This window comes from Micromonospora sp. PRAS1 (assembly GCF_059553435.1).
Genome location: NZ_JCANNB010000001.1, coordinates 22,939 through 41,674 on the forward strand (window position 1 = coordinate 22,939; position 18,736 = coordinate 41,674).

Annotated in this window: 17 protein-coding genes; 6 read left to right on the forward strand and 11 right to left on the reverse strand. The window is 71.1% G+C overall.

All coding sequences use genetic code 11. The features are described from left to right. The 7 genes from AC507J_RS00065 to AC507J_RS00095 form a co-directional block, all read right to left on the reverse strand. Nucleotides 1–1,557: an ABC transporter ATP-binding protein gene (locus AC507J_RS00065; protein WP_496286922.1), complete on the reverse strand. Its 1,557-nt coding sequence runs from the start codon at nucleotides 1,555–1,557 to the stop codon at nucleotides 1–3. Continuing rightward, nucleotides 1,554–2,399 carry an ABC transporter permease gene (locus AC507J_RS00070; RefSeq protein WP_496286923.1) on the reverse strand — a complete coding sequence of 282 codons (846 nt, stop codon included), beginning with the start codon at nucleotides 2,397–2,399 and terminating at the stop codon, nucleotides 1,554–1,556. The genes AC507J_RS00065 and AC507J_RS00070 overlap by 4 nt, the downstream gene beginning before the upstream one ends. Then, nucleotides 2,396–3,346: an ABC transporter permease gene (locus AC507J_RS00075; protein ID WP_496286924.1), complete on the reverse strand. Its 951-nt coding sequence runs from the start codon at nucleotides 3,344–3,346 to the stop codon at nucleotides 2,396–2,398. The genes AC507J_RS00070 and AC507J_RS00075 overlap by 4 nt, the downstream gene beginning before the upstream one ends. Then, nucleotides 3,343–4,905, reverse strand: coding sequence for an ABC transporter substrate-binding protein (locus tag AC507J_RS00080; protein WP_496286926.1), 1,563 nt, complete (start codon nucleotides 4,903–4,905; stop codon nucleotides 3,343–3,345). The genes AC507J_RS00075 and AC507J_RS00080 overlap by 4 nt, the downstream gene beginning before the upstream one ends. Before the next feature lie 76 nt (nucleotides 4,906–4,981). Beyond that, a complete protein-coding gene (locus AC507J_RS00085) occupies nucleotides 4,982–6,277 on the reverse strand; it encodes an MFS transporter (RefSeq protein WP_496286927.1) in 1,296 nt (431 codons plus the stop codon). A gap of 267 nt (nucleotides 6,278–6,544) precedes the next feature. Further along, the gene (locus tag AC507J_RS00090; RefSeq protein ID WP_496286928.1) at nucleotides 6,545–7,699 is read right to left on the reverse strand and encodes a sensor histidine kinase; all 1,155 of its coding nucleotides are present in this window, start codon (nucleotides 7,697–7,699) and stop codon (nucleotides 6,545–6,547) included. Then, nucleotides 7,696–8,352 carry a response regulator transcription factor gene (locus tag AC507J_RS00095; protein WP_496286930.1) on the reverse strand — a complete coding sequence of 219 codons (657 nt, stop codon included), beginning with the start codon at nucleotides 8,350–8,352 and terminating at the stop codon, nucleotides 7,696–7,698. Before AC507J_RS00095 ends, AC507J_RS00090 begins: the two co-directional genes overlap by 4 nt. A gap of 182 nt (nucleotides 8,353–8,534) precedes the next feature. Between AC507J_RS00095 and AC507J_RS00100 the strand changes: the two genes are divergently transcribed. From AC507J_RS00100 to AC507J_RS00115, 4 genes are read left to right on the forward strand one after another with little or no spacing between them, the layout of a single operon-like run. After that, nucleotides 8,535–9,068: a hypothetical protein gene (locus AC507J_RS00100; protein ID WP_496286932.1), complete on the forward strand. Its 534-nt coding sequence runs from the start codon at nucleotides 8,535–8,537 to the stop codon at nucleotides 9,066–9,068. Beyond that, entirely contained in the window at nucleotides 9,065–10,144 is a 1,080-nt protein-coding gene (locus tag AC507J_RS00105; RefSeq protein WP_496286933.1) for an efflux RND transporter periplasmic adaptor subunit, read from the forward strand. The genes AC507J_RS00100 and AC507J_RS00105 overlap by 4 nt, the downstream gene beginning before the upstream one ends. Continuing rightward, entirely contained in the window at nucleotides 10,141–10,836 is a 696-nt protein-coding gene (locus AC507J_RS00110; protein ID WP_496286934.1) for an ABC transporter ATP-binding protein, read from the forward strand. Before AC507J_RS00105 ends, AC507J_RS00110 begins: the two co-directional genes overlap by 4 nt. A 1-nt stretch (nucleotide 10,837) precedes the next feature. After that, entirely contained in the window at nucleotides 10,838–12,058 is a 1,221-nt protein-coding gene (locus tag AC507J_RS00115; RefSeq protein WP_496286936.1) for an ABC transporter permease, read from the forward strand. A gap of 149 nt (nucleotides 12,059–12,207) precedes the next feature. On the opposite strand, the gene AC507J_RS00120 is transcribed toward AC507J_RS00115, so the two are convergent. Genes AC507J_RS00120 through AC507J_RS00130 form a run of 3 tightly spaced genes read right to left on the reverse strand, consistent with a single transcriptional unit; the run spans nucleotide 12,208 to nucleotide 15,154 of the window. Then, the gene (locus AC507J_RS00120) at nucleotides 12,208–13,140 is read right to left on the reverse strand and encodes a DMT family transporter (RefSeq protein WP_496286938.1); all 933 of its coding nucleotides are present in this window, start codon (nucleotides 13,138–13,140) and stop codon (nucleotides 12,208–12,210) included. Beyond that, the gene (locus AC507J_RS00125) at nucleotides 13,137–13,814 is read right to left on the reverse strand and encodes a response regulator (protein ID WP_496286939.1); all 678 of its coding nucleotides are present in this window, start codon (nucleotides 13,812–13,814) and stop codon (nucleotides 13,137–13,139) included. Before AC507J_RS00125 ends, AC507J_RS00120 begins: the two co-directional genes overlap by 4 nt. Then, complete coding sequence (locus AC507J_RS00130) at nucleotides 13,811–15,154, reverse strand: sensor histidine kinase (RefSeq protein WP_496286940.1); 1,344 nt, start codon at nucleotides 15,152–15,154, stop codon at nucleotides 13,811–13,813. Before AC507J_RS00130 ends, AC507J_RS00125 begins: the two co-directional genes overlap by 4 nt. Before the next feature lie 9 nt (nucleotides 15,155–15,163). Here AC507J_RS00130 and AC507J_RS00135 point away from each other — a divergent pair, with 9 nt between their 5' ends. Beyond that, nucleotides 15,164–16,102 carry an ABC transporter ATP-binding protein gene (locus AC507J_RS00135; protein WP_496286941.1) on the forward strand — a complete coding sequence of 313 codons (939 nt, stop codon included), beginning with the start codon at nucleotides 15,164–15,166 and terminating at the stop codon, nucleotides 16,100–16,102. Beyond that, complete coding sequence (locus tag AC507J_RS00140) at nucleotides 16,099–16,914, forward strand: ABC transporter permease (RefSeq protein ID WP_496286943.1); 816 nt, start codon at nucleotides 16,099–16,101, stop codon at nucleotides 16,912–16,914. Before AC507J_RS00135 ends, AC507J_RS00140 begins: the two co-directional genes overlap by 4 nt. An 80-nt stretch (nucleotides 16,915–16,994) precedes the next feature. Here the strand turns inward: AC507J_RS00140 and AC507J_RS00145 are convergent, their stop codons facing one another. After that, nucleotides 16,995–18,533: a non-reducing end alpha-L-arabinofuranosidase family hydrolase gene (locus AC507J_RS00145; RefSeq protein ID WP_496286944.1), complete on the reverse strand. Its 1,539-nt coding sequence runs from the start codon at nucleotides 18,531–18,533 to the stop codon at nucleotides 16,995–16,997. Between the last annotated feature and the right edge of the window lie 203 nt (nucleotides 18,534–18,736).

The following is an 18,736-nucleotide window of genomic DNA, read 5'->3' on the forward strand; positions in this document are numbered from 1 at the left end:
TCAACCAAGGGGTGACTCGGACAGCAACGTGCGGCTCAGGGGATGGCGGGCCGCGGTGAGCAGCTCGCCCGCCGGCCCCTCCTCGACAACTTGGCCGTCGTTGAGGACGACGACCCGGTCGGCGAGTTGAGCGATCACCTCACGCTCGTGGCTGATGAGCAGCAGGGCGAGACCGTCCGCTCGGCGCAGCTCGTCGAGCAGCGCCAGGATCGAATCCCGGGCGACCGCGTCCAACCCGGCGGTGATCTCGTCGCAGATCAGCACCCAGGGCTCGGCAACCAGGGCGCGGGCCAGGGCTGCCCGGTGCAGTTCGCCTCCGGAGAGCCGACTCGGATCCCGGGTGACGAGGTGACCGGTCAATCCGACCCGTTCCAGGGCGGCGCGAGCGGCTTCCCGGGCCGCCGACACCGGTCGGCCGTGCAGCCGTACCGTCGGGCGGGCCACTTGGTCGAGCACCGGCCGCCAGGGATCGAAGCTGGCCCGGGCGTCCTGGAAGACGTACTGGATGGCGGCCAGCGTGGCCCGGTCCCGGGCAGCCAGGGTCGCGGCGAGCGTACGGCCGGCCAGTTCGACGGTGCCGGCATGCGGCTCGTGCAGGCCGGCGACGCATCGGGCCAGGGTGGTTTTCCCGCTGCCCGAACGACCGGCCAGGGCAAGACACTCGCCTGCCGCGAGGCTCAGGTTCACCCGCTCCAGGGCCGTACGGCGGCGGCCGTCACCGCAATGCCCGGCGACCAGCCCGGCCACCCGGAGTATCGGTGGACTCGCCCCGACGGCGGTCCGGATCTCGGCGGCAGGCGGGGTGAGCAGGCGGCGGGTCAACTCGTCGCGAGGGGCGGCGAAGACCGTCTCGGACGGACCGGCCTCGACCGACCGGCCCCGGTCCAGTACGAGCAGTTCGTCGGCGACCGCGCGGACCAGTCGCAGGTCATGGCTGAGCAGCACGACGGCCATCCCGCTGCGGGCCATGGCGGTCAGCTCGGCGGCGACCTCCCGCCGGGTGAGGTTGTCCTGCCCGGTGGTCGGTTCGTCCGCCACGAGCAGACGGGCCCCGGCCAGCAACACGTGGGCGATGACCAGTCGCTGCTGCTGCCCGCCGGAGAGCTGGTGGGGAAACCGGCGCAGCAGGTCCCGGTCGGCCGGCAGGGACACCCGGTGCAGGGCGACGCGTACCGCCTGGCGTAGCCGCTCCCGGCGGGCGGCGCGGCTACCACCGGCCGGCAGGTGCCGGCGGGCGATCTCGTGCAGCACCGGGCCGATCCGGCGGACCGGGTTGAGCACCGCCGACGGCTGCTGCGGCACATACCCGACGGTGCCGGGCGGGGGCGGCTGCGCCACGGTGATCGCCTGGCCGGCGATCTCCACCCGGCCCGCCAGTCGGACTCCGACGCCGGCTTCGCCGAGCAGCGCCCGACCGAGAGTGGTCTTACCGCTGCCGGAGGCACCGACCACGGCGAGCACCCGCCCGACGGGCAGTTCGAACGACACGTCGTCGAGCAGGCGCCGGCCGCCCGCCTCGGCCCGGAGCCCGACCACCCGCACCAGGCCGCCGGTCACCGGGCGGCCTGCGCTTCCAGCTTCACCGACGGCCGACCGCCCGACACGGTACGGCCAGCGAGCATCCGGTCGGTCAGCAGGTTGACGCCGACCGCGAGGGCGACCACGAGTGCCGCCGGGACCACCACCGCCCACGGTTGCAGAGCCAGCCCGGTGCGGTTCCGGTCCACCATCACCGCCCAGTCGGCGGCGTCGGGGGCGACCCCGATGCCGAGGAAGCTGGCCGTGGCGACCAGGTACAGGGCGCCGATGAACCGGACTCCCGCGTCGGCGAGCAGCACCCCGCGTACCCCGCGTCCCACGTGGCCGACCGCCCGCCGCCACCAACTCTCCCGGTACAGCCGCATCGCCTCCATCGCCGGGCCGTGCGCCAGCGGCAGCGCGGCGGCCCGACTGATCCGGGCGACCTCGGGCAGGCCGATCAGGGCGACGATCACCACAAGGGTCAGCGGGCCACGTGGCACGCTCGCGGAGAGCAGGATCAGCAGCAGCAGCGTCGGCACCGCCAGCATCAGGTCCAGGGGGCGCATCAGCAGCTCGTCGAGCCAGCGCCGCCGGGTGGTCGCGGCCCAGAATCCGAGCGGCACCCCGACCAGGTACGCCAGTACGGTGGCCGCCACCGCCACCCCGACCACCGAGCGCCCGCCGAGCAGCACCTGACCGAGCACGTCACGCCCGACGAAGTCGGTGCCGAGCGGACCGTCGGCGGTGAAGGGTCGGCCACGTTCGGCCGGCCCGGTGGCCAGCACCGGCCCGATCAGGGCGATCATCAGTGGTACGCCGAGCAGCACCAGACCGACGACCATCCTGGACCGTCGGTGCCGCCCGACCGTCCCGTTCACCGGGCCACCCGGGTACGCGGGGCCAACCGGAACGCCACCAGGTCGGCGGCGAGGTTCACCAGGACGGTGACCACGGCGATCAGCACGCAGAGCCCCTGCACCGTCGGTACGTCCCGGGCGGTGACCGCGTCGACCAGGGCGGTGCCCAGACCGGGAATCACGAACACGGCTTCCACCACGATCACCCCGCCGAGCAGCCAGTCCGCCGTTCGGGCGAGCTGCTGTGCCACCGGCGCGAGCGCGTTGGGCAACGCGTGACCGAGCCAGCGCCGGGTGCCGGACAGGCCGAGCCGGCGGGCGTGTGCCAGGTACGGCGAGTTTGCCGCTTCGATCAGCCCGGCCCGGGTGAGCCGGCTCAGCGAGCAGATCGGTCGGGCCAGCAACACCACCAACGGCAGGACCAGCACGGCGGGCTGGGCCAGCAGGTTCCCGCCGGTACCGACGGCGGTCGGCGGGAACCAGCCCAGGTGCACCCCGAAGAACGCGACGAGCAGGATGGCCAGGGCGAACTCGGGTACCGCGTAGAGGCCGACGACCACCGCGGACAGCGCCCGGTCCAGCCGGCCGCCCGCGTGTCGAGCTGCCAGCAGACCCACCCCGAGCGCCAACGGTACGAGCGGCAGCAGCGTCGCCACGGCCAGCATCACGGTGGGCGCGGCGTTGGCGGTGAGCACGTCGACGACCGGCCGGCCCGACACCAGCGAGACACCGAGATCGCCCCGGAGCAGGCCACCGAGCCAGTCGAGGTAGCGCTGCCAGGCCGGCAGGTCCAGTTCCAGCCGGGCCTGGATGGCCGCGATCCGCTGCGGGTCGGGATGTTCACCGGCGATCACCACTGCCGCGTCGCCGGGCAGCGCCTCGGTCAGCACGAAGACGACGGTGGCGGCACCGACGATCTGGGCGAGGCCGAGCAGCAGCCGGTGGCCGGCGTAGCGGGGCAGGCTCAACCCAACCAGACCTTGTCGAAACGCGCCCAGTTGAGCGTGTTCGCGGGTGCGTTGCCGGCCACGCCACCGACCGTCGGCCCGGTGCCGACCAGGAAATCGGCGAACCCCCAGATCAGGAAGCCGCCTTCGGCGTGCAGCATGCGCTGCATGTCGTGGTACGCCCTGCTGCGGGTGCCCTCGTCGGCGCTGGAGACGGCGCGGGCGTACAGGGCGTCGAAGGCGGGACGCCGCCAACGGGTGGCGTTGGTGGTGCTGTCGCTCAACAGCCGCTGCGAGATGTGCGTCTCGATCGGCATGGCGCCTGACCGGTAGCAGGCCAGTGCGCCCTCGGTGAGGATGTCCCGCCAGTAGGTGTCCTTGTTCCCGACGGTCGGTACCACGTTCAGCCCGGCCCGCTTCGCCTGCTCGGCGAAGGTGCTGGCGGCCTCGACGAAACCGCTGGCCACGGCGGCGGTGTCGAGCTTGACGGTTAGTCCCTCGGCGCCTGCCTTCCTGATCAGGGCACGCGCCCGATCCAGGTCGGGGGCGCGCTGCGGGATGTCGGCGGCGTAGTACTGGTAGCCCTTACCGAACAGGTCGTTACCGACCTGCCCGGCACCGGCGAGCACCGTGTCGACGAGTTGCTGCCGATCGGCCAGGAGGAACATCGCCTCGCGCAGGTCCCGGTTGTCGAACGGCGGTCGGTCCACCTTCATGGTGAAGCCCTGCATGCTGCTGTTCGGCATGCGCACGATCGACACCCGCGCGTCGTCGGCGTAGGTACGGGCCGTGGTCGGGGTCAGATCGTGCGCGTACTCGACCTGACCGGCGAGCAGGGCGTTGATCCGGGCCGACTCCTCGTTGCTGATCAGGTACTCCAGCTCGTCGAGGTAGGCCGCTCCCTGCCAGTAGCCGTCGTACCGCTTGAGCAACAGGCGCCGGCCAGGTTCGAACGAGTCGAAGCGGAACGGGCCGGAGCCTACCGGTCGGTCGAAGTTGTCCGCACCCTCGGGCACCACGTACGCGCCGAAGGCGGCGAGCATGTTCGGAAAGTCGGCGAAGGGCCGGGTCAGTCCGAACTCGATGGTCCGGTCGTCGATCGCCCGGCTGCCGCGCAGGTTGAGCAGGCCCAGGCTGGCGCGGGCGCGGAACGCCCGCTCCGGGTCGGTGATCCGGCTGTAGCTGTAGAGGACGTCGTCGGCGCGTACCGGCCGACCGTCATGGAAGGTGGCTTCCCGCAGGACGACCCGCCACCGGGTCAGGTCACCGTTCGGCTCCCAGCTGCGGGCGAGCCTGGGCTCGATCGACACGTCCGCGCCGTAGTCGGCGAGCTTGTCGAAGATCGCCTTGGCCCGGGACGCCTCGTTGAACAGGTTGGCCTGGTGCGGGTCGAGCGTCTCGTTGCTGCCGCCCCCGGCGAACGCGACCCGCAACCGGCCGCCCCGACGTGGCGTGCCCGACCCGGCCGGAGCGGCGGCGTCACTCCCGCAGCCGGCCCCCAACGCTGCCGCCGACACCGCAACCGCGCCACCGAGCAGCGCCCGCCGGCTCAGGCCGGCCACCCGCCTGACTGTGTTCATTCGGTTCTTCTCTCTTCCGTCACCTGAAATCTGGCCGGTGTCCCGGCTGGTACTGAGCCTGGTCGAGACGGGCCGGTCAGCCACGGACCGCACCGGGTCCGACCGCGACCGGGTGGACCTCCGCCGAAAGCGGAGTCAACCGTCCGGCGCGGTGCAGCAGCCATACCGCCGCCGCCGAGGCCAGGCCCAGCCCCGCGCAGAACAGCCAGGCCACCGCCGGCACACCGGCGGTCGGGTCACCGATGTCCATGACCCGACCGACAGCGGCCGTCGCACCCGCCGCCACCACTCCGGAGACCAGGTAGAACAGGCCGAAGTAGGTGCCGGTCAGCCCCTGCCTGGCGAACGCCGGGATGAGTTCCAGCACGAACGGTTGGGCGATCAGCACACCGACGGCGAGTAGCACCGCCGCGCCGAGCACCGGCAGCAGGCGGACCGGCGCCGGGCCGGGTAACGACACCAGTGGCAGCAGGAAGCCTCCGCCGAGCACGGCCAGGCCGAGCGCGATGGCCCGTCCCCGGGACACGCTCCGCTGCAACCACGCGGTGACCGGTACCTGCCAGAGCAGGGTGATCACGGTGGAGACCACGAACAGGGTGGCGATCGCCGCCGGTTGCCCGGTGAGCTGCTCGGCCTGCACCGGCAGCACCAGGTAGAGCTGGTTCTGCGAGGCGTACAGGGCGCTCAGCGCGAGAGTGAAGGCGAGGAAGCGGCGGTCGGTGATGCACTCCCGCCAGTCACCGAGGACGCTCTGCCTGCTGGGCACGGTCTGTTGCGGCGGCAGCACCAGCGCCTGGGCCACGGTCAGCACCGCGAACACCCCGGCCGCACCGAGTGCGGCAACCCGAAAGTCGATCAGCAGCAGCGCACCGCCGAGCACCGGCCCGACCAGGGAACCGGCGCTGGCGAACACGTTGAACAGGGAGAACGCCTCGGCCCGTCGTTCCGGCGCGGCCTGGGCCAGGTACGCCCGGACCGCCGGGTTGAACAGCGCCCCAGCCAGGCCGGACAGGAGCGACGCGGCCACCAGCAACGGCAGCGACATCCCGACCGCGAACAACCCGAAGCCGACGGTACGCAGGGCGCAGCCGGCGATGATCACGCCGCGTGCGCCGAGCCGGTCCGAGGCGGTGCCACCGATCAGAAACAGCCCCTGCTGACTGAGGTTCCGTACGCCCAGGATCAAGCCGATCATCGCGGCCGAGAGCCCGATGTCGTCGGCGAGGTGTCCGGCCAGGAAGGGCAGTAGCAGGTAGAACCCGACGTTCACCCCGAACTGGTTGATCAGCAGCAGTTGGACGGGGGCCGGAAAGCCGCGCAGGGCACGCCCGGTCGCACCCACCCCACCTCCGACGGCCAGCAGACGGCCCATGACTAACCACCCCCGGACGACATTCTTACTGGAAATGGTTTTCGTTGTAAAGCCGCACTGAGCCGCAACGAGAACGGCCAGCGCCGCCTCGCCCTGGACCAGCTCGGACGTCAAGCGAGCCGCGATAACCGAAGTCGGTCGGCTCCAGGACGAGCCGGTCGGCGACGACGGCGGTGGAGGTGGCGTCGGCGGTGGAGGTGGCGTCGGCCGACGCCGGGGCGGCCTGCGCAGCCGGCGCTCCGATCGAGAGCCCGGTGGCGACCCCGCTCAGGCTGGTGGCAGGGTGACGGTGACGGTCAGGCCACCGCCGGGGCGCGGTGCGGCCTCGGCGGTGCCGCCGTGGGCCCGCGCCACCGCCCGTACGATCGACAGGCCCAACCCGAAGCCACGGGCACCGGCCAGCCGCTCCCGGCTCAGCCGCCGGAACGGCTGGAACATCGTCTCGATGTCGTAGCCGGGCACCACCGGGCCGGTGTTGACCACCACGAGCGTCGGGCGGCCGGCTGTGATCCCGGTCCGCACCTCCACCCAACCGTCGGCCGGCACGTTGTGCCGTAACGCGTTCTCCACCAGGTTGAACGTCAACCGTTCCAGCAGCACCGGGTCGCCCTGCGTCCGGGCCGGATCCAGCGAGCGGCGCACCGGGACGCCGGGCGCGGCCGTCCCGGCCTGGTCGATCACGTACGCGGCGATCTCGGCCAGGTCCACCCTGGCCCGCTCGGTCAGCTCGTTCTCCGAGTCGGCCAGCGTGAGCAGGCCGTCGATCAGCCGCTCGTGCCGCTCGTTCACCGCCAGCAGCGCCTCGCCGAGGCGACGCACGTCGGCCGAGGCGTCCGGCCGGCTCACCGCCAACTCCACAAGCGCCCGGTTGATCGTCAGCGGGGTACGCAGTTCGTGGGAGGCGTTCGCCACGAACCGCCGCTGTCCGTCGAAGGAGCGGTCCAGCCGCTCCAGCATCTGGTCGAACGTGTCGGCGAGTTCGCGTACCTCGTCGCGGGGGCCGGTCAGCGCGATCCGCTCGTGCAGCCCACGACCGGCGGAATTCGCGCCCGCGATCCGGCGGGCCGTCCCGGTGATCTGGTGCAGGGGTTGCAGGGTCCGACCCGCGATCAGCCAACCGATCGCGACCGCCGCCGCCGAGACCACCACCAACGCCAGCCCACCCTGGGTGAGCAGCGACTCCAGGGCGTCCCGCTTCGCCTCGCTCTGCACGTTCTCGATCAACAGCCGGAACCGCTCGAAATCCTGTTCGGTCGGCATGGTACGGGCGACGGCACGCCGGTCCAGGAACTCGGTCTGGAACGGCTGCGGCGTCCGCTGGTCCACCAGCACGTACGTGACGCCGAGCAGGACGACCCCGGCGAGCAGGAAGAGACCGCCGTAGACCAGGGTGAGGCGGGCGCGGAGGGTGAGTCGCTTCACCGGATCCGGTACCCCACTCCGGGCACGGTCTCCACCACCGCTGGGTCGCCGAGCTTGCGCCGCAGCTTCATCACGGTGACCCGGACGACGTTTGTGAACGGGTCGATGTGCTCGTCCCAGACCCGTTCCAGCAGTTCCTCGGCAGAGACCACCGCGCCGTCCGCGCGCAGCAGTTCGGCCAGCACCGCGAACTCCTTGCGGGTCAGCGGCACGTACCGACCGTCGCGGTGCACCTCGCGGCGGGCCGGTTCGAGCACGATCCCGCCCCGGCGCAGTGCCGGTGGCGCGGCCGGGCCGACCCGTCGGGTCAGCGCGTGCACCCGGGCGGCCAGTTCCACAAGCGCGAACGGCTTCACCAGGTAGTCGTCGGCACCGAGTGCGAGGCCAGCCACCCGGTCGCGGACCGCCGCCGCCGCGGTGAGCATCAGCACCCGGGTCTCGCCACCGGCGTCGACGATCGCCCGGCACACGTCATCGCCATGCACCACCGGCAGGTCCCGGTCGAGCACGACCACCGCGTACGCGTTCACGCCGAGTCGTTCCAGCGCACCGTCCCCGTCGTAGGCGACGTCCACCGCGAACGCCTCCCGGCGCAGCCACTCCGCGATGGCGTCCGCCAGCACGTCCTCGTCCTCCACCACCAGCACTCGCACCCACCAATGGTGCCGCACCCAGGGATAACGCCGCCGTAAACGGTTTTGGTTACGCCCGCGATACGCGGCCTCGGCTGGACTGGCCGGGTGCATCCGGCGGCTGCGCCGGGCGCACCGACCCGGCGCGGCCGCCGGGCGCACCGTCCGGCGAGGGTCGCCGGACGCCGGAAAGGACACCGACGATGCGACGGAGAACACTCTTGCTTCCCGTGCTGCTGGCGCTCACCCTCGCCGGGTGCGCCGCCCAGGATGACGGCGGGACCGGTGTGGCGACAGCCGGCGGGGCCGCAGCCGACGCCTCCGCCTCGGCGAGCGGCGGCTCGGGGGGCAGCGAGGAGGAACAGCGGCTCGAGTTCGCCCGTTGCATGCGGGAGAACGGCGTGAACGTGCCTGATCCGGGGGCCGACAACGGTTCGAGGTTCCAGTTCGACGGCGACGTGGACCGCAGCAAGGTCCAGGCGGCCATGGAGAAGTGCCGCGAGCTGATGCCCAACGGCGGCCAGCCGCCCCAACTCGACGCCCAGCAGCTCGAACAGATGCGGACGATGGCCAAGTGCATGCGGGAGAACGGCGTACCGGACTTCCCGGACCCGGCAGCGGACGGTCGCATCCAGATCCAGCGGGACAGTTTCCAGTTCGACATGAACGACCCGAAGTTCCAGGCGGCGATGGAGAAGTGCCGGCAGCACGCGCCGCAGTTCGGGGGCGGCCGGTGACCCCGACCAACCGCCGAGCCCGCCTGGGCGGCATCGCCGGCGGCGTGGCACTGCTGCTGGTCGCGGTCGCCGGGGTGGCCGCCTCGGTCGGCTTCGGGGGCGGCGTGGACGATGACGCCACCGAGCCCGGCAGCGCGCCGCCCGCCAGCGCCACCGTCACCCGGCAGACCCTCGCCGACGCGGAGACCGTCGACGGCGAACTCGGGTACGGCCCCAGCCGGACCGCCGCCACCCGGCTGCCCGGCACGATCACCGCGCTTCCGGACACCGGTGCCACCGTGCGGCGCGGCAAGGCGCTCTACGCCGTCGACGGCGATCCGGTGGTGCTCCTGTACGGCAAGGTGCCGGCGTACCGGACCCTCCAGCCCGGGGTCGAGGGGCCGGACGTCAAGCAGCTGGAGCGGAACCTGAAGGCGCTCGGCTACACCGGTTTCACCGTCGACGACGAGTACACCTCGGCCACCGCCGACGCGGTCCGGAGCTGGCAGGAGAAGCTCGGCGTGGCCGAGACCGGCCGAATCGAACTGGGTCAGATCATGTTCGCCGACGGCGCGGTCCGGGTGGCGGGACATCAGCTCGATGTCGGTGCGGCCATCCAACCCGGCCAGGCGGTGCTCACCTACACCGGTACCGATCGGCTGGTAACCACGGAACTCGACGTCAACGATCAGCGCCTGGCCAAGCAGGGCGCGCCAGTCGAGGTCACGCTCCCCGACGGCCGATCGGTGGCGGGCAAGGTAAGCACGGTCGAGACCGTCGTCACCAGCGGCGCGGCCGCCGACTCCGGCACCGAGACGAAGATCGAGGTGGTCGTCACCGTGGACGACCAGAAGGCGTTGGCCGACTTCGACCGCGCCTCCGCCGAGGTGAGCTTCACCGTCAGCGAGCGCCCGGACGTACTGACCGTGCCGGTCGCCGCGCTGCTGGCCCTGGCCGAGGGCGGGTACGGGCTGGAACTCCTCGACCAGGGGTCGAGCCGGATCGTCGCCGTCACCACCGGGTTGTTCGCCGACGGCCGGGTCGAGGTCACCGGCGACGGCGTCACCGAGGGCACGACCGTCGGGATGCCGCGATGAGCGGAGACGTCATCGTGCTGGACCAGGTCGGCAAACGGTACGCGGGCGGCGTGGTCGCCCTCGCGGACGTGTCGCTGCGGGTCGGCCACGGTGAACTGGCGGCGATCGTCGGGCCCTCCGGCTCGGGAAAGTCGACAATGCTCAACGTGATCGGCACGCTGGACCGGCCCACCTCGGGCACCGTGCTGATCGACGGGCACGACGTGGCGAGGCTGACCGACCGGCAGCTCTCCGCGCTCCGGGCCACCCGGATCGGCTTCGTGTTCCAGCAGTTCCACCTGGCTCCGGGCGTACCGGTGCTCGACAACGTGGCGGACGGGCTGCTCTACGCGGGCGTACCCCGGCGCAAGCGGCGACAGCGCGCGGAGGCTGCGCTGCACCGCGTCGGTCTCGAGCACCGGCTCGGGCACCGGCCGCACGAGCTCTCCGGCGGCGAGCGGCAGCGGGTCGCGGTGGCCCGCGCGGTCGTCGGCGAGCCGGCCGTGCTGCTGGCCGACGAACCGACCGGCAACCTCGACACCAGCTCCGGTACGGCCGTGCTCGACCTGCTACACGGGCTGCACCGGGCCGGAACCACGGTCATCGTGATCACCCACGACCGGGAGATCGCCGCCAGCCTGCCCCGTCAGGTGCAGATGCGCGACGGACGGCTGCGCGCCGACTCGCGGCCGGTGCCGAGCGGGGTGAGTTGAGATGGCGCTGCTCTCCCCGGACCGGGCCCCCCGGCTCGCCCCGGCCCGGATGCCCGCGGCCGACGTGCTCCGCGTCGGCGGGGTCGGCTTGCGGACCCGGCCGTTACGGGCGTTCCTCTCCGCACTGGGCATCGCCATCGGCATCGCCGCGATGATCTCCGTGGTGGGCATCTCGTCGTCGTCCCGGGCCGAACTGGACCGCACGCTCGCCGCGCTCGGCACCAACCTGCTGACCGTGTCACCCGGTCGGACCATGTTCGGCAGCGACGCCCAGCTTCCATCCGACTCGGTGGCGATGATCGGCCGGATCGGCCCGGTGACCCGGGCGACGGCCACCGGCCAGGTCGACGGCAACGTCTACCGGACCGACCGCATCCCGGCGGCGGAGACCGGCGGCATCGCCGTCCGGGCAGCGCAGCTCGGGCTGCCGGAGACCGTCGGGGTCGAGGTGGTGAGCGGTACCTGGCTCAACGCGGCCACCGCCCGGTATCCGGCCGTGGTGCTCGGCGCGACCGCTGCGAAGCGGCTCGGGTTGCCCGCCGCCGGCCCGGACGTGCAGGTCTGGCTCGGTGGCCGCTGGTTCACCGTGGTCGGCATCCTCGCCCCGGCGCCGCTCGCGCCGGAGTTGGACAGCTCGGCCCTGGTCGGGTGGGAGGTGGCGGGCAGCCGGTTGGGCTTCGACGGCCATCCGACCACCGTCTACACCCGCACTGAGGCGGACCAGGTCGAAGCGGTCCGCGCGGTGCTCGGGGCGACCGCCAACCCGGAGGCGCCGAACGAGGTGGACGTGTCCCGTCCGTCGGACGCCCTGGCCGCCGCCCAGGCCACCGACGAGACGTTTACCGCGCTCCTGCTCGGCCTGGGCGCGGTGGCTCTGCTCGTCGGCGGGGTCGGGGTGGCCAACACCATGGTCATCTCGGTCCTGGAACGGCGTGCCGAGATCGGTCTGCGCCGCTCGCTCGGCGCCACCCGGGGGCAGATCCGAACCCAGTTCCTCGCCGAGTCGCTGCTGCTGTCGGCGCTCGGTGGGATCGGCGGGGTACTGCTCGGCATCCTGGTCACCGGCGGCTACGCGCTCTGGCAGGGCTGGCCGACCGTGGTGCCGGCCTGGGCGACCTTCGGCGGCGTCGGCGCCACCCTGGTGATTGGCGCCTTCGCCGGCCTCTATCCGGCGATCCGCGCCTCGCGCCTGGCACCCACCGAAGCGCTCGCCACGGTGTAGGGATCGGCACGACAGAACGGCCCCCGATGCCTCGCCGGGCATTCGGGGGCCTTCTGCCGTGCTGCGCACGGAGCGCGCCGGGACTCTGCCGGTGCCGCGTAGCTGAGCTGCACCGTGCGCCGGCCGCCGGTGTCGCGCGGAAGCGGTCCTCAGCTCCGTGATCGCGGGCCGTTGGAGCCGCGTCTGTCGACCGTACGGCGGCGGGTTGCACACGCGCTCGATCGTCGCGCCACGAGTGCTGCGCGGCGCGGTCTGGGTAGCGTGGATGCCGGTTCGGCGGCCGCCGTCAGGATGGCGATGCCGCTGCCGGCGAGCAGGGCGGAGGCGGCGCCGAGCACGGCACCGGGCAGCCCGAAGCGGAATCCCTCGCCGAGCAGCACGATGCCGATCAGGGCCGCCGCAGCGGGATTGGTCAACGTGCTGGTGGCGAGGGCGGCACCGAAGCGGCGGCGGTAGGAGACCTGGGTGAAGAGCACCCCGGAAAGCGCGAGCGCTGCTGTGGTCGTGAGGGCGGTCAGGGTCACCGGGTGGCGGAGGTGTTCGGTTCCGCCGGTGCTCAACGCGAGGGTGACGGTCTGGGTCAGGGCGGAGGCGACGCCGAAGCTGATGCCGGCGGCACCGGCCGCCCAGAGGTTCGATGCCGCGGGCCGACGGCTGACGGCGGTGAGCGTCAGCAGCACCACGGCGGTGGCGGTGAGCAGGACGGGCAGTTGGTCCGCCCGCAGGGTGGTGGCGTGGCTGGCATCGATGAGGGCGAGGAGGCCGGCCAGGCCGACACAGGTCAGGCCGAGCCCCCGCCATTCCCGGCCGGTGACCGGCCGGTTGTGCTCGATCGCGACGATGACGACGGCGAGCACCAGGGTGAGCAGCCCGAACGGCTGCACCAGCAGCAGCGGTCCGTATCGCAGGGCGGCGACGTGCAGCGCCGCGCCAGCGCCGTTGAGCAGCAGGGCGTACCACCAGGACGGCCTTCGGGCGAGGGTGGTGAGCGGGTGGGGTGCCAGGCGACGTTGGAGAAGGGCCGCGACGGCGTACGCGATCGAGGACGCCACACAGAGCCCGATGGCGAAGGCGAGGGTCACCGGATCGCTTCACCGGGTCGGACGAGCCGGCTCTGGTAGGCGATGACGACGAGTTGGGCACGGTCACGGGCGTCGAGCTTGTTCATGGCCCGGTTGACGTGGGTCTTGACCGTGAGTGGCGAGAGAAACAGCCGCTCGGCGATGTCCTCGTTGGACATCCCGTGCGCGACCAGGATGACGATCTCACGCTCCCGATCGGTCAGGGAGCCCAGGGCGGCTCGGTCGGGCCGCTCGTCCGCATCGATCGTGGCGAGAAAGTGGCCGATCAGACCTCGGGTGGCCTGGGGGGAGAGCAGAGCGTCACCGGCGGCGACGACGCGGATGGCCCGCAGCAACTCGGCCGGCTCGACGCCCTTGCCGAGAAAGCCACTCGCGCCGGCCCGCAGTGCCCGTACGACGTTCTCGTCCATTTCGAAGGTGGTGAGTACGAGCACCCGTACGCCGGCGAGGTCCTCCTCCGCCACGATGCGCCGGGTGGCTTCGATGCCGTCCATTCCCGGCATGCGGATGTCCATCAGAACGACATCGGCGCGGGTGCTACGGGCGCGGGCGAGCGCCTCCCGGCCGTCGACCGCCTCACCGACCACCTGCATGCCGGGCTCGGACTCGATGATCATCTTGAAGCCGGCCCGGATGAGAGCCTGGTCGTCGGCGAGCACTATCCGGATGGTCATGGCTGCCTCTCGGCCGGGGCGTGATCATCGGCAGGTAGGGGAAGCACGGCCCGGACGACGAACTGGTGGTCGGCTCGGCGGCCCACGCTGATGACACCGCCGGCGGCGGCGGCCCGTTCGCGCATACCGATGATTCCGTAGCCGCCGATGTCGGCCGATCGGTGCTCAGCAGGTGCCGGGTTCGTAATCTCGATGATGATCTCGTCGGAGGAGTAGGTGATGTCGAGGGCGGCACCGCCGGTCCCGTGTTTGTGCGCGTTGGTGAGGGCCTCCTGCACGATCCGGTAGGCCGCGAGGTCGGCCACCGCCGGCAGCTCTCGGGATACGCCGTGCTGCTGGCGCTGTACCGTCAGGCCGGCCGAGGCCAGCATGTCCAGCAGGTCCTCGATTCCCGTCAATCCTCGCGTCGGTTCGGTGGACACGTCGTCGGGCTGGCGGAGCACACCGACCACGGACGCCAGTTCCTTGATGACGGTGTCGGCGGCTCGGCGGATGTGCGTCAGGGCCGGTGCCGCCTTTTCGGGCTGGTCGTTCAGGACATGGGCGGCGGCACCCGCCTGGACGTTGATCACGGCGATGTGATGGGCGACCACGTCGTGCAACTCGCGGGCGATCCGGATCCGTTCCTCGGCCACCCGCCGACGGGCTTCTTCCTCGCGGGTCTGTTCGGCGCGGTGGGCGCGCGCCTCGATCTCGGCGACATAGGCCCGGCGGTTGCGGGTGGCGTCGCCGAAAGCGGTGGCCATGCCGACCCATGCCACCGCACCGAGCGCTTCCGGCGCCCACCAACCGTCGCCAAGCGTGATCACCCGGACCAGATAGACGGCCAGAGCGACAACCGTGCCCACGAGCCAGGCCGACCGACGATCCGCCCGGGAGGCCATCGTGTAGGTGGCGATGACGAGAGCGCCCATCAGGATCGGCTGCTGCTGGCCGAGCACGACGAAGACGAGCGTGCCTGCCGTCACCACGAGCAGGGCCGGCATCGGCCAGCGACGCCGGCCGCCGATCGCCAGAGCCGCCACCACGGTGGCGGAGAGTGCGGCAGCCAGGTGGGGACGTTCCCCGCGGCCCGGGTGGGTGAAACCGGAGAGGGTGGCCACGAGGTAGGGAACGGCGAGGCCGACGGCGAAAGCGCCGTCCACCAGCTGCGGATGCCTCCTGGCGGCCGTGACGGCCCGGTGCCGCACTGCGCTCGCCGATATCACAGGGCTGACGTTACGCTGCGGACCTACCCGAAAACGTCCTCTCGCGGTAGTAGTCCGGGGCCCGCCAGGTACCACCAACGTGGTAGGCGCTATCTGCCCGCAGACGATGTGGCCACCCTCGGCGGAACGCACGATTGACGCATGATCGAGGTAGCGAATCTCACCAAGCGGTACGGCGAGAAAACAGCCGTCGATGCGCTGACGTTCACCGTCAAGCCAGGCATCGTCACCGGTTTCCTCGGCCCCAACGGCGCTGGCAAGTCGACGACCATGCGCATGATCCTCGGGCTTGACCGGCCGACCGCCGGCATCGCCACCATCAACGGTCAGAAATACACCGACCTGACGGCGCCGCTACGCCAGGTGGGCGCTCTTCTCGATGCCAAGGCCGTGCATCCCGGCCGGTCCGCCTACCATCATCTGACCGCGATGGCCGCCACCACCGGCGTGCCCCGCGCCCGGGTTGACGAGGTGATCGACCTGGTGGGTCTGCATGGCGTGATCCGCAAGCGGGCCGGCGGGTTCTCCTTGGGCATGGGCCAGCGACTGGGCATCGCCTCCGCGCTGCTGGCAGACCCCGAGGTGCTGATTCTGGATGAACCGGTGAACGGGCTCGATCCGGAGGGCATCCTGTGGATCCGCACCCTCATGCAGGACCTGGCAACCCAGGGGCGCACCGTATTCGTCTCGTCACACCTCATGAGCGAAATGGCGTTGACCGCCGAACACCTCATCGTCATCGGTCGGGGCAGGTTGATCGCTGACGTGTCGGTGCGGGAATTCATCGCGCAGGCATCGCCCGAAACCATTCGGATCCGCTCCAGCCGGGCCGCAGAACTGCACCGAATAATCGCCGGACCGGAAACGACGATCCGCACCGTCGAACGCGACCTGCTGGAGGTTTCGGGCATCACGGCCGAGCAGGTCGGCGATGCGGCCGCCGCGCACGGAATACCGCTGTACGAACTCACCCACCAACGCCCCTCGCTGGAGGAAGCCTTCATGGAGCTGACCCGAGACGCGGTCGAATACCAGGCGACCGCCAGCATCGGGGTACCGACGGGAGCCGCAGCGCGATGACCACCGCCATCAGCATGCCCGACCTGCGCGTCACCCAGAGACGCGTCATCCGGGCAGAGTGGATCAAGTTCTGGTCCCTGCGATCATCGATCATCACGCTCGGCGTCGGTGTCCTGTTCCTCGTCGGCATCGGCCTGCTCGCCACGTCGTCCTTCCAGAGCGGCGGTCCCGTCATCGGTGACGGTCCCGGCGGCCCGGGGGCAGCGGGCATCGGCCCGGTCGAGGTCAGCCTGGCCGGTACCACCTTCGCTCAGCTCGCCTTCGGCACCCTCGGCGTGCTCTTCATGGCCAGCGAATACGCCACCGGCATGATCCGGTCGTCGCTGGCCGCGGTTCCCAAGCGGCTGCCCGTCCTCTGGGCCAAGATCGCAGTCTTCAGCATCGTGGTGTTCGCCGTCAGCCTGGCGGCCACCGTCGTCGCCTTCACCGCCGGCCAGGCGATTCTCGGTGAGAGCGGCGCGACCTGGTCGGATCCGGGAGCGACCCGCGCGATCATCGGCTCCGCCGTAACCGTGACCGGCTCCGGGCTGCTCGGGCTCGCCCTCGGCGCGCTGCTGCGTTCCACCCCGGCTGCCATCAGTACCCTGTTCGGTCTCATGTTCCTGCTCAGCGGGGTCGCCGCCCTGCTTCTGCCCGACTCCTGGCGCGACGACGTGGTGGGATACCTTCCGGCCAACGCGGCGAGTTCGTTCACCGCGGTCACCGCCGACTCAGGAACACTCGACCCCGCAGCAGGACTCGCGGTGTTCGCCGCGTACCTGCTCGCGGTCCTTGTCGCGGCAGCCTGGCGACTGAAGCGTTCCGACGCCTAGCGGCGGCGGCACCGCACGCATTCGGGCGGGCTCGGCCTGGTGCCGAGCCCGCCCGCTGGCGGTTCTTCGGATCTACGGGGTCAGCGTTGCAGGGTGAGCAGACCCGGCCGGTAGGGCAGCAGGCCGTAGTCGCCGCCGGAGTTGGGGGCGCGGCCCTGGTAGAGCAGTTGGAGGTTGCAGGGGTCGACGGTCATGGTCTGGTCGGCGTTGGAACGGATCAGCTCACCGTGGCTGATGTCGTTGGTCCAGGTGGCGCCGCTGTTGGCCTTGCCCGCGAAGGGGTTGCTCTCGGTGGCGGCCTGTGGGGTCCAGGTGCCGCCGAGGCTGGTGGCGGTGAAGGAGCGGAAGTAACGCCCCTGCGCGCCGATCGCCTCGACCAGCATCAGGTACCGGTTCTGGCCCTGAAGCTTGTAAACCTGCACCCCTTCGAACAGGTTGTTCGTGGTGTCGGTCATGATCGTGGTGTAGTTGGAGCCGAAGCTGCTCGGGAAGTTGCCGATCGGCATGCTGGCCCGGTAGATGCGCCCGTTGTCGCCGGCGAAGAACAGGTACATGTTCTGGTCGTCACCGATGAGCGCCTGGTCGATCGGGCCGGTGCCGGAGCCGGAGATGCTGCCGGTGAACAACGTCTGATGCGCCGACCAGCTGTTGACGTTTGTCGGGTTGGTCGAGGTCCGGTAGGAGAACGCCGGACCGCCCCACTGGTAGGCCAACACCCAGATGTTGCGCGGCGCGAAGTAGAACAACGACGGCGCGACCGCGTTGAACGGCATCGGGTTCTGGCTGGCCGAGCCCATCTGGTTCCAGTTGGAGAACAGGCCGAAGTTCATCGAACCCCAACTGGTCCCCGTGTCATGCGTGGTGGCGTAGACCAGGTGCTGGCCGTTGTAGGGCGCGTGGGTGAAGTCCTTCAGCGACACCCAGCCGGCCCGCGGCTGCGCCAGGGCACCCGTCGACGACCACCGGTACGACGACGGAAGGTTGCAGTTACCCGACGGCGGCGGCGTCGTCGGCCCCGGCGTGGGGTTGGTCCCCCCGTCGACCCGGACGAGCTGCCACTGCTGGTTGGCGCCGTTCCAGTCGTCGTACTGCACGATGTTGCCGCCGTCGGCGGTCGAGGCGCCCTGCACCTCCAGCACCTTGTTGCTGTTCCGGTTGATCAACCGGACGTGACCACCATCGGAATCAGCCAACCGGAACTGCTGGTTCGTCCCGTTGTGATCAGCCCACTGCACGATCGCCGCACCGTTGGCCGTCGAGAAGTTGTGCACATCCAGCACCTTGTTCGACAACCGCGACTTCAACCGGTAGTAGCCACCACCGGAGTCCACGAACTGCCACTGCTGCTGATTGCCGTTGTTCCGCGTCCACTGCGTGATCCGCGCACCATCGTTCGTCGCCAGGTTGTACACGTCCAAAGCCTTACCGCTGTTGCGGTTGACCAGCACGTACCAGGCACTGGTGTCGACCGTCGCCGCCGACGCGGGTGCCGAGACCACCGCTGCGGCGGCGACACCGACCAGCACCGCCGTCACGCCAGCGGCGGCGACCCGCGGCAACAACCCACGCCGCCGCGCCGGCGGTGGCGCGAGCGCTGGAGACCTACCAAGGGCAGACATGATCCTCCTCCATCGACCAAGACCGACCGGTGCGCCCGAAGCCGGGCACACCACGACACGCCACATCGTCGAGCGCCGACCGTCGAGTGTTAGCGCTAACATCGACGGCTGCGTGTCCTGGCGCACGCCTGATCCGATGTCCGACGAAGCAGGCTTGCCCGGTAAGCCAGAGGCATCGTCGTCCTTGAACATCGACTGTGGGC

Coding starts and splice junctions, on each gene's coding strand:
- AC507J_RS00135 (WP_496286941.1), top strand. CDS start 15,164: ATGATCGAGGTAGCGAATCTCACCAAGCGGTACGGCGAGAAAACAGCC.
- AC507J_RS00145 (WP_496286944.1), bottom strand. CDS start 18,533: ATGTCTGCCCTTGGTAGGTCTCCAGCGCTCGCGCCACCGCCGGCGCGG.
- AC507J_RS00110 (WP_496286934.1), top strand. CDS start 10,141: ATGAGCGGAGACGTCATCGTGCTGGACCAGGTCGGCAAACGGTACGCG.
- AC507J_RS00140 (WP_496286943.1), top strand. CDS start 16,099: ATGACCACCGCCATCAGCATGCCCGACCTGCGCGTCACCCAGAGACGC.
- AC507J_RS00085 (WP_496286927.1), bottom strand. CDS start 6,277: ATGGGCCGTCTGCTGGCCGTCGGAGGTGGGGTGGGTGCGACCGGGCGT.
- AC507J_RS00080 (WP_496286926.1), bottom strand. CDS start 4,905: ATGAACACAGTCAGGCGGGTGGCCGGCCTGAGCCGGCGGGCGCTGCTC.
- AC507J_RS00100 (WP_496286932.1), top strand. CDS start 8,535: ATGCGACGGAGAACACTCTTGCTTCCCGTGCTGCTGGCGCTCACCCTC.
- AC507J_RS00115 (WP_496286936.1), top strand. CDS start 10,838: ATGGCGCTGCTCTCCCCGGACCGGGCCCCCCGGCTCGCCCCGGCCCGG.
- AC507J_RS00125 (WP_496286939.1), bottom strand. CDS start 13,814: ATGACCATCCGGATAGTGCTCGCCGACGACCAGGCTCTCATCCGGGCC.